Annotated in this window: 13 protein-coding genes; 11 read left to right on the forward strand and 2 right to left on the reverse strand. The window is 41.6% G+C overall.

Annotation, left to right across the window (positions count from 1 at the left end):
• Positions 1 to 393 precede the first annotated feature (393 nt).
• Entirely contained in the window at positions 394 to 3,570 is a 3,177-nt protein-coding gene (gene rne / locus KZZ04_RS10510) for a ribonuclease E (RefSeq protein WP_219422693.1), read from the reverse strand.
• A 773-nt stretch (positions 3,571 to 4,343) separates the two neighbouring features.
• On the opposite strand from rne, the gene rluC reads away from it, so the two are divergent.
• Together rluC and KZZ04_RS10520 are read left to right on the forward strand one after the other, a co-directional pair.
• The gene (gene rluC / locus KZZ04_RS10515) at positions 4,344 to 5,306 is read left to right on the forward strand and encodes a 23S rRNA pseudouridine(955/2504/2580) synthase RluC (RefSeq protein ID WP_058406047.1); all 963 of its coding nucleotides are present in this window, start codon (positions 4,344 to 4,346) and stop codon (positions 5,304 to 5,306) included.
• A gap of 3 nt (positions 5,307 to 5,309) precedes the next feature.
• Positions 5,310 to 5,960 (forward strand): HAD-IA family hydrolase, encoded by a 651-nt coding sequence (locus tag KZZ04_RS10520; RefSeq protein ID WP_138530538.1) that lies wholly within the window; start codon positions 5,310 to 5,312, stop codon positions 5,958 to 5,960.
• 15 nt (positions 5,961 to 5,975) lie between these two features.
• Here KZZ04_RS10520 and KZZ04_RS10525 read toward each other — a convergent pair whose 3' ends face one another.
• Positions 5,976 to 6,572, reverse strand: a complete 597-nt coding sequence (locus KZZ04_RS10525; protein ID WP_138530536.1) for a nucleoside triphosphate pyrophosphatase — start codon at positions 6,570 to 6,572, stop codon at positions 5,976 to 5,978.
• 131 nt (positions 6,573 to 6,703) lie between these two features.
• Between KZZ04_RS10525 and yceD the strand changes: the two genes are divergently transcribed.
• From yceD to mltG, 9 genes are all read left to right on the forward strand, one after another.
• On the forward strand, positions 6,704 to 7,228 hold the full coding sequence (yceD, locus tag KZZ04_RS10530; protein ID WP_006792308.1) for a 23S rRNA accumulation protein YceD: 525 nt from the start codon (positions 6,704 to 6,706) through the stop codon (positions 7,226 to 7,228).
• A gap of 10 nt (positions 7,229 to 7,238) precedes the next feature.
• The gene (rpmF, locus tag KZZ04_RS10535) at positions 7,239 to 7,409 is read left to right on the forward strand and encodes a 50S ribosomal protein L32 (protein WP_004587686.1); all 171 of its coding nucleotides are present in this window, start codon (positions 7,239 to 7,241) and stop codon (positions 7,407 to 7,409) included.
• A 12-nt stretch (positions 7,410 to 7,421) separates the two neighbouring features.
• Positions 7,422 to 8,462 (forward strand): phosphate acyltransferase PlsX, encoded by a 1,041-nt coding sequence (gene plsX / locus KZZ04_RS10540; RefSeq protein WP_006792307.1) that lies wholly within the window; start codon positions 7,422 to 7,424, stop codon positions 8,460 to 8,462.
• Positions 8,463 to 8,515: 53 nt separating this feature from the next.
• Positions 8,516 to 9,442, forward strand: coding sequence for an ACP S-malonyltransferase (gene fabD, locus KZZ04_RS10545; protein WP_219422694.1), 927 nt, complete (start codon positions 8,516 to 8,518; stop codon positions 9,440 to 9,442).
• A 12-nt stretch (positions 9,443 to 9,454) separates the two neighbouring features.
• Entirely contained in the window at positions 9,455 to 10,201 is a 747-nt protein-coding gene (gene fabG, locus KZZ04_RS10550; RefSeq protein WP_058406051.1) for a 3-oxoacyl-ACP reductase FabG, read from the forward strand.
• Positions 10,202 to 10,450: 249 nt separating this feature from the next.
• Complete coding sequence (gene acpP, locus KZZ04_RS10555; protein WP_006792304.1) at positions 10,451 to 10,687, forward strand: acyl carrier protein; 237 nt, start codon at positions 10,451 to 10,453, stop codon at positions 10,685 to 10,687.
• 274 nt (positions 10,688 to 10,961) lie between these two features.
• Positions 10,962 to 12,200: a beta-ketoacyl-ACP synthase II gene (gene fabF / locus KZZ04_RS10560; protein ID WP_006792303.1), complete on the forward strand. Its 1,239-nt coding sequence runs from the start codon at positions 10,962 to 10,964 to the stop codon at positions 12,198 to 12,200.
• Positions 12,201 to 12,259: 59 nt separating this feature from the next.
• The gene (gene pabC / locus KZZ04_RS10565) at positions 12,260 to 13,084 is read left to right on the forward strand and encodes an aminodeoxychorismate lyase (protein WP_219422695.1); all 825 of its coding nucleotides are present in this window, start codon (positions 12,260 to 12,262) and stop codon (positions 13,082 to 13,084) included.
• Positions 13,078 to 14,064, forward strand: coding sequence for an endolytic transglycosylase MltG (mltG, locus tag KZZ04_RS10570; protein WP_219422696.1), 987 nt, complete (start codon positions 13,078 to 13,080; stop codon positions 14,062 to 14,064). The genes pabC and mltG overlap by 7 nt, the downstream gene beginning before the upstream one ends.
• Position 14,065: the final 1 nt, after the last annotated feature.

Genomic DNA, 14,065 nt, shown 5'->3' on the forward strand with positions numbered 1-14,065 from the left:
GTGGTGACATAATCACTTAGTAATGTACGGTGTAAAGTTTGACTTTATTTTGTAGACGTAGAGCTTGCTTACGTTAGAAGCGCAGCTTCTTGTTATTTATAAATATGACCACAGAGCACACCGAGGCGCTTCGCGCTACACAGAGTTAAAAAGATTGGTTTTGTTGCTTCTCCTTTACTTCTCGGTGGTGACATAATCACTTTTTTAAACAATTTTGCGTGAGCAAGCTTCACGCCTGCAGGTAATTCGCATTAGTGTTGTAGACGTTGAGCTTGCTCACGTTAGAAGCGCAGCTTCTCGTTATTGTATTCTGTAGACTTAGGGAAAGCTTCACTAAAAACAAAAAAGCCCCGCTATTTAAAATAGCGGGGCTTTTAAATTAAGTGCTATTTACTAATCAGCGCTTAATGTTTTTGTCATTGCAGAACTTGCACGACCAGCAGGTTTAATTGAGCCTGCGCGTAAACCACTATCAGGGATAAGTTCACGTTTATCGTGAGCCATAGCCGCTGGTACATGTTTTACTTCACTGTCTGCTGCTGGAGCAGGTTGTGCCATTGGTGCACTTGCGTGCCCTTTAGTGATTACTGTTTTAGAATTTAAAGTTGCTTCAGTGGCTTTTTCAACCACTGGTGCTTCTTTAGCTTCAACAGGTGTTTCAGCAACGGTAACAGGCACAGCCTCAGCTTCTAAAGACGGCTCTTCAGCTTCCACTGGTTCTTCAGTTTTCACTGGTTCTTCAGTTTTCACTGGTTCTTCAGTTTTCACTGGCTCTTCAACTTTCACTGGCTCTTCAACTTTAACTGGCTCTTCAGCTTTAACTGGCTCTTCAGCTTTAACCGGTTCTTCAGCTTGCACTGGTTCTTCAGCTTTAACTGGCTCTTCAGTTTGCACTGGTTCTTCAGCTTTAACTGGCTCTTCAGCTTGTACTGGTTCTTCAGCTTTAACTGGCTCTTCAGCTTTAACTGATTCTTCAGCTTGCACTGGTTCTGCAGCTTGTACTGGCTCTTGAGCCACTTCAACTTTAGCTAAATCTTCAACAGCAACGGCTTGTTCAACCTGTTCAGAAGCGTCAACAGCCGTTTCTTCCGATTTTGCTTTAAGTTCTGCTTCGTACTCTGCGGCAGCTTGGTCAGCAACTGGCACAAAAGCAGGGGCTTCATCAGATTTACTTTCAGCATTTTCGCCTTCAGGGCGACGACGACGCTGACCCGATGCACGAAGATGACGAGGAGAACGACGTGAACGTGTACGTGTTTGTTCTTCTTCAGTGTCTACAGTTTCAACTTTCGACTCAACAGTCTCAACTTTTTCTTCTTTTACCGATGAAGGCTTTTCAGCGGCTACTGGCTTTTCTTGAACTTCAGGTTTTGGCTGAACTTGCGGCTTTTCTTCTACAGCAGCTGTTTCAACAGGTGTTTGTTCAGTTGCTTGTAGTTGCTCAGCATTTTCGTCTTGAATACGTACTTTCTTACGCACGTTACGACGTTGACGACGAACCTTAGGCTTTTGCTCTTTAGGTGCTTCAGCTACATTGGTATCAGTATTTGCTTTTGCAGGTGCATCTGCCGCTTTAGCTTGATCTTTATCTGCTTTGTGCTCAGGGCGCTTACGAGAGTTAGAATTACGACGACGCTTATTGCGGTTTTCGTTTTTATCTTGGTTCTCATTCGTTGCTGGTGAACTAGTTTTTGTTTCTACTTCATCAGTATTGCGATCTGTGCGCTGTTTAGAACGTGGATTATTACGACGACGCTGATTGTTATTACGACGGCGGTTATCGTTTCCACGGCGCGTATTATTGCGTGCTTCTTCTTGTTGCTTTTCAACGGCTTCTTTTTTCTGCTCAGGTGTTTCGCTAGCAAAAATAGATTTAAACCAGTTAGCAAGTGCAGTAAATAAACCCGCTTCTTCTTTGGCGGCTACGGCTGCAGGCTTAGCTGCTGGAGCCGGCGCAGCTTGTGGAGCAGGGCTTGAAGGCATAACAACACCCTTAAGCATAGGCTCTTCACGAACAGGTGCTGCAGGCGACTTCGACATTTCGAACACTTCTTGCTCAGGCGCAACAACTTGCTCGTAACTTACGGTTTCAAGTGTTTCGTCTTTACGCAAGCGCATTACTTCGTAGTGTGGTGTTTCCATATGTTGATTAGGAATAATCACTACATCACATTTGTGATGCTTTTCAATACGGTGAACACTTCGGCGTTGCTCGTTTAACAAGTAAGCAGCCACGGCAACAGGTACTTGTGCATTTACTTGTGCTGTGTTGTCTTTTATTGCTTCTTCTTCAATTAAACGAAGGATAGACAGTGCAATCGACTCATTAGAGCGAACTGTACCTTGACCACTACAACGAGGACACACACCTTGGCTTGCTTCACCTAATGAAGGGCGTAGACGCTGGCGTGACATTTCAAGTAAACCAAAGCGAGAAATTTTACCAATTTGTACACGAGCACGATCTGGGCGAGCAGCGTCTTTTAAGCGGTTTTCTACTTCACGCTGATGGCGTGGCGGTGTCATATCGATAAAATCTATAACAATCAAACCACCTAAGTCGCGTAAACGTAATTGGCGTGCAATTTCATCAGCCGCTTCTAGGTTGGTATTCAGTGCTGTTTCTTCAATATCGCCGCCTTTTGTTGCTTTAGACGAGTTGATATCGATAGACGTAAGTGCTTCCGTAGGGTCAATAACAATTGAACCACCAGAAGGAAGACGAACCTCACGTTGGAACGCAGACTCAATTTGGCTTTCAATTTGGTAGTGCGTGAATAACGGTGTATCGCCTTGGTAAAGCTTAACACGGCTCATAAAGTCAGGACGAAAACGCTCTATGTGCGCTTTAGCTTCTTCAAAAACACGTGGCTTATCAATTAAAATTTCGCCAATATCACGACGTAAATAATCACGAATCGCACGGAAAATTACGTTGCTTTCTTGGTGAATTAAAAACGGTGCTTTAGCACTGTCGGCAGCTTGTCTAATTGCTTCCCAGTGGACTAATAACGCTTTTAAATCGTAATTTAATTCTTCAAACGATTTACCAACACCTGCAGTACGCACAATTAAGCCCATACCTTTAGGTAATTCTAAACGGCCAAGCGCTTCTTTAAGTTCGGTGCGCTCATCACCTTCTATACGGCGAGAAATACCGCCAGCACGAGGGTTATTAGGCATTAGTACTAAGTAACTACCAGCAACGCTGATGAAAGTAGTTAACGCCGCGCCTTTTTGGCCACGTTCTTCTTTATCAACTTGAATTATTACTTCTTGACCTTCTTTGATCACGTCACGAATATTCGGACGACCATTAAAGGTGTAACCAGCAGGGAAGTAAGTGCGGGCAATTTCTTTTAAAGGAAGGAAACCATGACGATCAGCACCGTAATCAACAAATGCTGCTTCTAAAGATGGTTCAATACGTGTGATTTTGCCTTTGTAAATATTGGCTTTTTTCTGTTCGTGACCTGGGCTTTCTATATCTAAATCATATAGGCGCTGGCCATCAACCAGTGCTACGCGCATTTCTTCTTGCTGCGTTGCATTGATTAGCATACGTTTCATATTGTTACTCTATTAAATTATGTCGCTGACATGACGATGTTTTCTCGCCTGTTCAGTTGTTCCTATTTTTAGAATATGCAGCCTCACGACTGGGTCTTTAACGGAACGGCTCTGTATTTTCGTTAGCAGTATTTTTTAAATGCTGGCAAACAATAGCGTACTAAAACGCTATTAAATTCTTAATGGTGTTAAAACTGTCGGCTTTTCAGCTACGTCTACAAGTTTTACCCAGAAGTCGGCCTGTCATATCAATCTTACTAAATGTCATTCATATTAGGTGCGTAGGGCTCATTAAGTTGGTAAGCAGTACAATGATGTATTGCTAAATCCCGGTTTAAGAGCAAAATTCGCTGCCGATGTTAATGAATACTTATTTATTAGATTTTTTTAGTTCTAAATAAGCTGCTTTACGGTACTACAATAATTGAGCAGTTGCTGAACGGCGTTTTTTACGCCGTCACTATCAGACAAATTATCTGTTCATTGCTTTTTCAATTGCATCAAAAACCACTTCATGTTCAAACTTAACCTGCAATATATTACGCGCATTGCTGTTAATTGACCGCACGTGTTTACTAGGTATGTATAAAAGCTTTGGAAAACTTAACTCGGATCTGTATGATCGGCTACCCAGAATGTGCATCACGAATGTTTTAATGTGTTAAAAAGCACCGTTGTTATTTGCAAATACTAAAATATTTGCGCTGCTGATTATCCCACTATTATAACTGTGTTAGCAACTAAATTATTTTACTTAAATCAGTGATTAGGCGATGTCAGAAAAAACCGGCTTACAAGTATCTTTTGTCACGATCAACGAAGACCATTTAGGTCAGCGAATTGATAACTTTCTTATTACCCATTTAAAAGGGGTGCCTAAAAGCGCAATCTACAAAATTCTTAGAAAAGGCGAGGTGCGTGTAAATAAAAAACGCATTAAGCCAGTGTATAAATTACAGTTAGACGACGTTATTCGTATCCCACCTATAAAAGTGGCAGAGCGCGAAGAGTTTGTACCTTCAAAGCTAGATAAAGTAACGCGCCTTGAAGACGATATTTTATTTGAAGACAAATACCTCATTGTTATAAATAAACCGTCGGGTATGGCAGTTCATGGCGGCAGTGGTTTAAGTTATGGCTTAATAGAAGCGCTACGCGTACTTCGCCCTGAAGAGCGTAACCTTGAGCTAGTGCACAGGCTTGACCGCGATACATCGGGGTGTTTACTTATTTCAAAACGTCGCTCTGTTTTAACATCGTTGCACGAACAACTTCGTGAAAAAACCATGGAAAAAAACTACTGGGCATTAGTTGACGGGCAGTGGGATGGTAAAACTAAAAATGTAACCGAAGGCCTGCGCAAAAATACACTTAAATCGGGCGAGCGCGTTGTACGTGTTGACAACGTTGAAGGCAAACCGTCGCATACTCGCTTTAAAGTACTAGAGCGTTTTAACGAATGTTCACTTGTACAAGCGTCGCCAGTAACAGGGCGAACGCATCAAATTCGCGTACACACACAATGTAAAGGGCATCCAATTGCGTGCGACGATAAATATGGTGACCAAGCGTTTGACGCAGGAATGCGCAAAGTAGGTTTAAATCGCTTATTTTTACACGCGCACGATTTAAGTTTTTATCACCCTAAAAACGAAACCACCATGCGTGTTGAGGCCCCCCTTGATAAAGCACTTAGCAACTGTTTATTAAAATTACGTGCAGCTAAAGAGTCTTAATGTATGTCCAGTAAACAATACAAATTAATTATTTTTGATTGGGATGGCACCATTATGGACTCAATTGGCAAAATAGTTAATTGTATTAAGTACAGTGCGGAGTCCTTAAGCATTGCTCCGCCAAGTGACATCGCAATAAAAAATATTATTGGGCTGTCGCTTGAAAAGGCAATGGCGGTGTTATTTCCCAATCACCCAACAAAGCAAACCGCACTAATCAATGCATACAAGGCACATTATAAAGTTGACTCAACAGCCACACCTGTATTTGATGATGTAGCAAACGTACTCAATGCCCTTAAACAAAACGGGGCAGTACTTGCTATTGCAACTGGTAAAGGAAGAGACGGTTTAGAACGCTTATTAGATCAAAGCCAGCTGAGGCATTTTTTTAGTGCAACCCGCACCAGCGACGACGCGCAATCTAAACCCTCACCCGATATGCTTTATCAATTATTAGCTGAGCTTGGCGTAAGTGGCAATGAGGCTCTCATGATAGGCGATACACAAATCGATTTGAAAATGGCACAAGCTGCAAACATAGATAGCATTGGTGTAACCATGGGGGTACACAATGCGCAGCAATTAAGTGAGTTTAACCCAATTGCAACAGTCGATAGCTACCAACAGTTGCAACAGGTTTTAATGGGCTAATACCTAAAGTGCATTTTATTTAGTTTGTAGGCTCAATACATCAACATTAAACTCAGCTAATAATTGGCTGAGTTTAATGAGTGGTAAACCAATTAAACTATTAGGATCGTCACCGCTTAGTTTTTCAAATAAACAAATGCCGAGTCCTTCACTTTTAAAGCTACCCGCACAGTTATAAGGCTGTTCTGCATCGCAGTATGCGCTAATTTGTGCTGTTGTGAGTGTTTTAAAGGTCACATTAAATGGCTCAACAACAGTTTTGCTTTGCCCACTTTGAATATCAAAAACACATAATCCCGTTAAAAAAGTAACGGTTTGTCCACTAAATAAGCTTAATTGTTTTACGGCGTTTTCTTTATTATGCGGTTTACCTAATATTTGATCATTAAACACAGCCACTTGATCAGAACCAATGACTAAGCCATTGTTAAAATGTTTAATAGCTTCAGCGGCTTTAAGTTCACTTAAACGCTTAACTAGGTCATGCGGTGTCTCGTTTTCAAGAGCTGACTCATCAACGTCTGGCGAAAAGGTTTCAAACAGTAAATTAAATTTTTGTAATAAAGACTGCCTAAAAGGCGAGCTTGAGGCTAAAATAAGCGGGTGCTTCATGAGTGGTTTTCCTAAGATAAATCAGATTGAGTTAGGATAAATCAGATCCGTGAGTAAAACACGTGAAAAACCTAGTAAAAATGGTTTTTTACTTTGACTAACAAACTAACTATCTATATGATGCAGCCCCTATGCAAAAGGTAAAAATTCCCTTCACTCTTCATCCTGGGAAAGCAGCGCAACACCGTTTATCATACGATGGTATTGTACCGCTTGAAAAACTGACTCGTTTACGAGGTGTTGTACAGGAAGAAGTAGGTGAAATAGCGGTAAAAATTCAGTGCAAAAACGATGAGCAAGGTTTAGTTGTGATTAGCGGCAATTTGTCCACACACGTAACTGTAACTTGTCAACGTTGTAATGATGATTTAGGGTTGGATTTGGATCAAGACTTTATGTATTCGCCTGTTGGTTTGGATGCTGAGTCGGATGATCTTCCAGAAGACTACGATGAAGTAGCGCTTGATGAAAACGGTGAAATTAACGTGTTTGAGTTAATCGAAGACGAACTAATTTTAGCGGTGCCATTAGTGCCTACACACAACGAAGCTTCATGCAATTACTCGTCAAAGCCTGCCAGCTTTGGTGTATTAAAAGCGGAAGATGATAAACCAAATCCATTTGATATTTTGAAACAACTTAAGAAAGATTCTTAGGAGAAGACTAATGGCTGTACAAAAAAGCAAAAAGTCTCGTGCAAGACGCGGCATGCGCCGTTCACACGATGCGATCAACGGTCCAACTTTAACAGTTGACCAAACTTCAGGTGAGACTCATCGTCGTCACCATGTAACTGCTGACGGTTACTACAAAGGCGTTCAAGTAATTTCTAACTAAGAGATTGCTTTGATGCTGAATAATCTAACCATAGCGTTAGATATGATGGGGGGCGATTACGGCCCCCGTTCATCTATTCCTGCTGCTGTTAGTGCAGTAAACGCTCACGCCAACCTTACACTTATTCTGTGTGGTAACGAGCAAGTTATATCTAAAGAACTCGAATCCCTCGATTCTTTATCTCACCCAAGACTCATAATTCGTCATTGTAGTGAAATAGTCACTAATGCCTGCGAACCTGCTGTTGCCGTGCGTTCAAAAAAAGATTCTTCAATGCGTGTTGCCCTTGATTTAGTTAAATCAGGCGAGGCTCAAGCATGTGTAAGTTCAGGTAATACTGGCGCATTATTTTTTATGGCCCACTACGTATTAAAAATGTTGCCCGGTGTAAAACGCCCCGCACTTATTTCATCTGTACCTACAGAGCGTAAAAATCCAGTTTATTTGCTCGACCTAGGCGCCAACGTACATTGCGATAGCGAAATACTCTACCAATTTGGTTTAATGGGCTCAGTGGTTGCAGGCCAAGCGCTTGGCTGTGATAACCCACGGGTAAGTTTATTAAACATTGGTGCCGAAGACATAAAAGGCCACGACGACATAAAACACGCCGCACAATTAATGCAGCAAAGTCCGCATATAAATTATATTGGCTACAGTGAAGGCAGCGATATTTTTACAGGCAAGGCCGACGTCATTGTATGTGAAGGGTTTGTTGGCAACGTTGCCCTTAAAACCTGTGAAGGCATAGCCAAACTTATCATGAATAAGTTCTCAAAAGCCCTCGAAAAACACCTTTTGTATAAATGTATGGCGTTTATGCTAAGCCCAATCATAAAAAAACTCTATAAAAGGGTGAACCCCGACCAGTATAACGGTGCTTCTCTGGTAGGATTGCGCGGTATTGTCGTTAAAAGCCATGGAAATGCCTCAGCTAAAGCATTTCAAGCAGCAATCGATGAAGCGGTAAAAGAAGTTGAACGCCAACTTCCCACTAAAATAGCCGCTATTTTCGAAAAAACACATTCTAAAGACACGGTGGCCAATCAGTAAATTGATGTGCCGTGTATTTCATTATTTATTTGTTTAATTAAAAAGAGCAAAGTATGGCACAAAAAATTGCACTTCTATTCCCAGGTCAAGGTTCGCAAAGCGTAGGTATGTTACAAGCGCTCCTAGAAACCTCCGACATTGTAAAATCAACGTTTGCAGAAGCATCAACCGCATTGGGATACGACTTAGCAGCGTTAGTTCTTAACGGTCCAGAAGAAAAACTAAACGAAACCCACCGAACTCAACCTGCATTATTAACCGCAAGCGTTGCGATTTATCGCGACTGGTTAGCTAAAAACCCAGACGCCGATGTCGTAATGGCAGGGCACAGCTTAGGTGAATATTCAGCACTGGTTTGCAGTAACGTAATTAGCTTAAGCGAAGCCGTTAAATTGGTTGAAAACCGTGGCTTGTACATGCAAGAAGCCGTACCAGCAGGTGTGGGCTCAATGGCCGCTATTATTGGTTTAGGCGACGACGAAATTAAAGCAGCGTGTGCAGCATCAGCGCAAGGCGAGGTTGTATCGCCAGTTAATTACAATTCACCCGGTCAAGTTGTTATAGCGGGGCATAAAGCGGCTGTAGATAGAGCATCAGTAGCCTGTAAAGAAGCCGGCGCAAAACGCGCATTACCGCTATCGGTAAGCGTGCCTTCGCATTGTGAACTAATGAAGCCTGCGGCAGATAAATTGGCAGCAGATTTAGCCGCTTTAACATTTAATACACCTAAGTGTGATGTAATTAATAATGTAGATGTAAAAGCAGAAAGTGCAGCAGACGCGATTAAAGATGCACTCGTTCGCCAATTATACAGCCCAGTACGCTGGACAGAAACAGTGCAAGCGCTAGTCGCCCAAGGTATAACGCAAAGCTACGAGTTTGGCCCAGGTAAAGTATTAACAGGCCTGGCAAAACGAATTGATAAAGCAATGGTATGTGGCTCAGTAAACGACGCCGCTTCAATTGATACAGCTAAATAAGAGTATATAACAATGTCTAACTTATTTTCTTTAGAGGGCAAAGTTGTCCTAATTACAGGCGCAAGCCGTGGTATTGGTAAAGCAATTGCAACTATGTTGGTTGCACAAGGCGCAAAAGTAGCCGGTACAGCAACAAGTGAGTCGGGTGCGGCTAACATTAGTGAGTATTTAGGTGATAACGGTAAAGGTTATGCATTAAACGTCACCGATCCTGCTTCAATTGAGGCAACTTTAGCGGCAATAAAGGCCGACTTAGGCGATATTGACGTACTTGTAAATAACGCAGGTATCACGCGCGACAACTTACTTATGCGTATGAAAGAGGCTGAATGGGACGATATTATCGACACCAACCTAAGCTCTATTTTCCGTTTATCAAAGGCTGTTTTACGCCCAATGATGAAGAAAAAGAACGGCCGTATTATTAATATTGGCTCGGTTGTGGGCACTATGGGTAACGCAGGTCAAGCCAACTACGCTGCGGCTAAAGCGGGTGTAATTGGTTTTTCTAAGTCGCTTGCACGTGAAGTGGCCTCGCGTGGTATTACAGTAAACGTAATTGCACCGGGTTTTATTCAAACAGATATGACCAACGAGCTAACCGATGACCAAAAAGCAGCCACATTAGCAAATGTACCGGCGGGTCGTTTAGGTCAACCTGACGAAATTGCAGCGGCAGTGTGTTATTTAGCATCTGACGCGGCTGCGTATGTATCAGGCGAAACTTTGCATGTAAATGGCGCGATGTATATGGTTTAATAACCATATAGCCTTTAAAAGATTAAAATTAAGTTGGCTTAATTCACTAAAAAACATTGAATTATTTGTGAACTTGCTTTAAACATACTTGAAATTGCTATTAAAATAAGCGATAACAGGGAAAACACACACTCAGAGGTTTGACCAGACAATTATTTACGGTCAAATCATTGAATCAGAGAATTATGCGGCGTAAACTACCCCGCAATCTGAAAATAACGCATTGGCGTTTTAATAAAGGAAAGAAGAATGAGCGATATCCAAGAACGCGTAAAAAAAATTATCATTGAACAACTAGGTGTTAAAGAAGAAGAAGTTAAAAACGAATCTTCTTTCGTAGATGACCTAGGTGCAGATTCTCTTGATACTGTAGAACTAGTAATGGCTCTAGAAGAAGAGTTTGACACTGAGATCCCAGATGAAGAAGCTGAAAAGATCACTACAGTTCAAAGCGCAATCGATTACGTAACAGCTCACGCTGAGTAATCATTGTATATTAAAGGCAGCATTCGCTGCCTTTAATCTATGTATTCAAACCACCTCAAAGTTCATGATTCAAATAGCAAACCTTAACTCCCCAAATTTAACTAACATTAATTTTGTTTATGTTATGTGTTGTCAAACAAGTTTGAGACTCGCACTTTGAGGTTGCTTGGGTATTAATCCCCTTGTGAATCTAATTGGATTAAAAAAACCATTTAAAAACTAAAATGGTATAAATTTTAATAAAATTACAAATATCCCTTATTGGAGGCAAACCGTGGCTAAACGTCGTGTCGTCGTAACTGGCTTAGGAATGTTGACGCCGCTAGGCAATGATGTTCAATCAACCTGGCAAGGCTTATTAGATGCTAAAAGTGGAATACAAACAATAACACACTTTGACACATCAAAATTTGGAACAAAGTTCGCTGGTTTAATCAACGACTTTGACGCATCGGCTTATATGCCACCCAAAGATGCAAAAAAAATGGATTTATTTATCCAATACGGTTTAGCAGCAGGTGTTCAAGCCTTTAAAGATTCGGGCCTAGAAATCACAGAAGAAAACGCAACGCGAATTGGTGTTGCTGTTGGTTCTGGTATTGGCGGCCTAACGCTAATTGAAGAAAACCACGTTAAGTTACTTAACAGTGGCCCACGTAAGTTATCTCCATTTTATGTGCCTTCTACCATTATTAATATGATCTCGGGTCATTTATCAATAATGTACGGACTGCGTGGCCCTAACATTTCAATTGTAACCGCCTGTACAACAGGGTTACATAACATTGGTCATGCCGCCCGTATGATTGCCTACGGCGATGCCGACGCAATGGTAGCCGGTGGAGCAGAAAAAGCCTGTACACCTATAGGCATGGGTGGCTTTAACGCAGCCAGAGCATTATCAACTCGTAACGACGACCCACAAGCCGCATCACGCCCGTGGGATAAAGACCGTGACGGTTTTGTACTTTCTGACGGTGCAGGTGTTGTTGTGGTTGAAGAATACGAACACGCAAAAGCACGTGGCGCAAACATTTATGCCGAGCTAGTTGGTTTTGGTATGAGTGGCGATGCATTCCACATGACATCCCCACCAGAAGACGGTGCCGGTGCAGCCCTTGCAATGGAAAACGCATTAAAAGATGCGCAAGTAAATGCAGAGCAAGTAGGTTACATAAATGCTCACGGTACATCTACCAACGCAGGCGACAAAGCCGAAACAGCCGCCGTTAAGTCTATTTTTGGTAATGCAGCAAAAGACGTAATGGTGGGCTCGTCTAAATCGATGATGGGTCATTTACTAGGTGCAGCCGGCTCGGTTGAATCAATTGTGTCGATATTGTCGTTAAAAGATCAAAAAGTGTCGCCTACTATTAACCTTGATAACCCAGATGAAGGCTGTGACCTAGATTACATTGCACATACAGCACGCGATGCAAAACTAGATTACTCACTGTGTAACTCATTTGGCTTTGGTGGTACTAATGGCTCGTTGCTATTTAAAAAGGTATAATCTTTTTTAACAACGAACCACTTTATAAGAGCTCAGTTGTTTAACTGGGCTTTTTTTATATGCAAAAAATAATAAATAATACGCAAACAATCATCAACGCCAGTAAATCAAACGCCGTTAGCACAAGCGACAGAGGCTTAAACTATGGTGATGGCTTTTTTACAACGGCAAAAATAGCTAATGGCCAAGTTGAATATTGGCACCACCATAAAGCACGCTTAGCTGAATGCGCAAAGCGCTTAGCCTTTCCTGAGCTCGACTTTATTTCACTAGAACAACACCTACATAACCAAGTAAACCAAAAACAAACAGGTGTATTAAAAATACTCGTAACACGCGGTGAAGGCGGGCGAGGGTATGGCCTACCAAGTGAGTGTAATTTAACCATTATAGTAAGCGTACTTGAATACCCTGCACATTATCACTCGCTTGCAGAGCACGGCATTAGCCTTGAAATAAGCCCAATAAAATTAGCGGGTCAGCCATTGCTCGCAGGGCTAAAAACCCTAAACAGGCTAGAACAAGTACTCATTAAAAACGCCATGCAAACGCAAAATTGCGACGATGTACTAGTGCTCGACTACAACAACCATGTTATTGAAGCGTCAGCAGCCAATATAGTTGCCATTAAAAACGGTAAATTATTTACGCCAAAGCTGAATGAATGCGGTATAAAGGGCGTTTATCTGCAAGCGTTATGTGATAAATTAACGGTTGAGTTTAAACACATTACCGTAAACGATTTAACCGAGGCCGATGCGGTATTTATATGTAATAGTTTAATGCATGCCGTACCTGTTAAACGTATACAGCAGAAAAGTTTTAATGTAGCGCATAGCAATACATTATTAACCCAATTAATAGCCAAGGAGGCTGAGTGTTAAAAGTTATTTTATCAGTTGTACTTTTAGCGATTATTAGCACCGCTATTGGCTATCAGCAATTGCAGGCAACTTTGCAAAGCCCACTAAAAGTAAGCGAAAACACGCAATTTGAGGTTAAAAAAGGCACGGGCTTTAATAAACTATGCCAACAGTGGCAAGCAAATAACTGGGTTGAAAGCTGCTGGCGTTACCAAGTTATTGCAAAGCTTGATCCCACGCTAACCGATTTAAAAGCAGGGCTTTACGCGCTTTCAAATACCAGTGTTATTAACAACATAAAAAAAATAAACCAAGGCCAACAAATCAGCTTTAGCTTTACCATTATTGAAGGCCAAGCCCTGCGCGATGTATTAGCAAATATTAAAAATGCGCCTAACTTAAAAAACGATTTAAAATTAGATGAGTTAAGCCAACAAATTTTGGGCAACAACACATTTTTAGAAGGGTGGTTGTTTCCAGATACCTATCACTACCAACATAACGATACCGCAAGCAGTGTATTAAAACGTGCAGCACACACTATGCAACAAACACTAAACGAAGCATGGCAGCAACGCGCTGACGATTTACCGTACAACACCGCTTACGAGGCACTCATAATGGCTTCAATTATTGAAAAAGAAACTGCCTTAGCCAGTGAGCGGCCGTTAATAGCGTCTGCTTTTGTAAATAGATTGAACACAAAAATGCGTCTACAAACCGATCCAACCGTAATATACGGCCTAGGAGAAAGCTTTGACGGCGATATTAAATACAAAGATTTACGAAATCACACGCCATACAATACCTACCGTATTGATGGATTACCGCCAACCCCCATAGCCATGCCATCTAAAGACGCTATTTTAGCAGCGGTAAACCCGCCACAAAGTGACTATGTTTACTTTGTAGCAAAAGGCGATGGCAGCCACCAATTTTCAACCACGTTAAAACAACATAACGCGGCAGTTAAAACCTATATTTTAAATAAAAAGAATTAAC

The organism is Pseudoalteromonas sp. CR1 (assembly GCF_019392235.1).
Taxonomy (GTDB): domain Bacteria; phylum Pseudomonadota; class Gammaproteobacteria; order Enterobacterales; family Alteromonadaceae; genus Pseudoalteromonas.

What these genes read in the sequence shown, in the direction of transcription:
- rne (WP_219422693.1), bottom strand. Translation starts at nt 3,570, where the DNA reads ATGAAACGTATGCTAATCAATGCAACGCAGCAAGAAGAAATGCGCGTA.
- rluC (WP_058406047.1), top strand. Translation starts at nt 4,344, where the DNA reads ATGTCAGAAAAAACCGGCTTACAAGTATCTTTTGTCACGATCAACGAA.
- KZZ04_RS10520 (WP_138530538.1), top strand. Translation starts at nt 5,310, where the DNA reads ATGTCCAGTAAACAATACAAATTAATTATTTTTGATTGGGATGGCACC.
- KZZ04_RS10525 (WP_138530536.1), bottom strand. Translation starts at nt 6,572, where the DNA reads ATGAAGCACCCGCTTATTTTAGCCTCAAGCTCGCCTTTTAGGCAGTCT.
- yceD (WP_006792308.1), top strand. Translation starts at nt 6,704, where the DNA reads ATGCAAAAGGTAAAAATTCCCTTCACTCTTCATCCTGGGAAAGCAGCG.
- rpmF (WP_004587686.1), top strand. Translation starts at nt 7,239, where the DNA reads ATGGCTGTACAAAAAAGCAAAAAGTCTCGTGCAAGACGCGGCATGCGC.
- plsX (WP_006792307.1), top strand. Translation starts at nt 7,422, where the DNA reads ATGCTGAATAATCTAACCATAGCGTTAGATATGATGGGGGGCGATTAC.
- fabD (WP_219422694.1), top strand. Translation starts at nt 8,516, where the DNA reads ATGGCACAAAAAATTGCACTTCTATTCCCAGGTCAAGGTTCGCAAAGC.
- fabG (WP_058406051.1), top strand. Translation starts at nt 9,455, where the DNA reads ATGTCTAACTTATTTTCTTTAGAGGGCAAAGTTGTCCTAATTACAGGC.
- acpP (WP_006792304.1), top strand. Translation starts at nt 10,451, where the DNA reads ATGAGCGATATCCAAGAACGCGTAAAAAAAATTATCATTGAACAACTA.
- pabC (WP_219422695.1), top strand. Translation starts at nt 12,260, where the DNA reads ATGCAAAAAATAATAAATAATACGCAAACAATCATCAACGCCAGTAAA.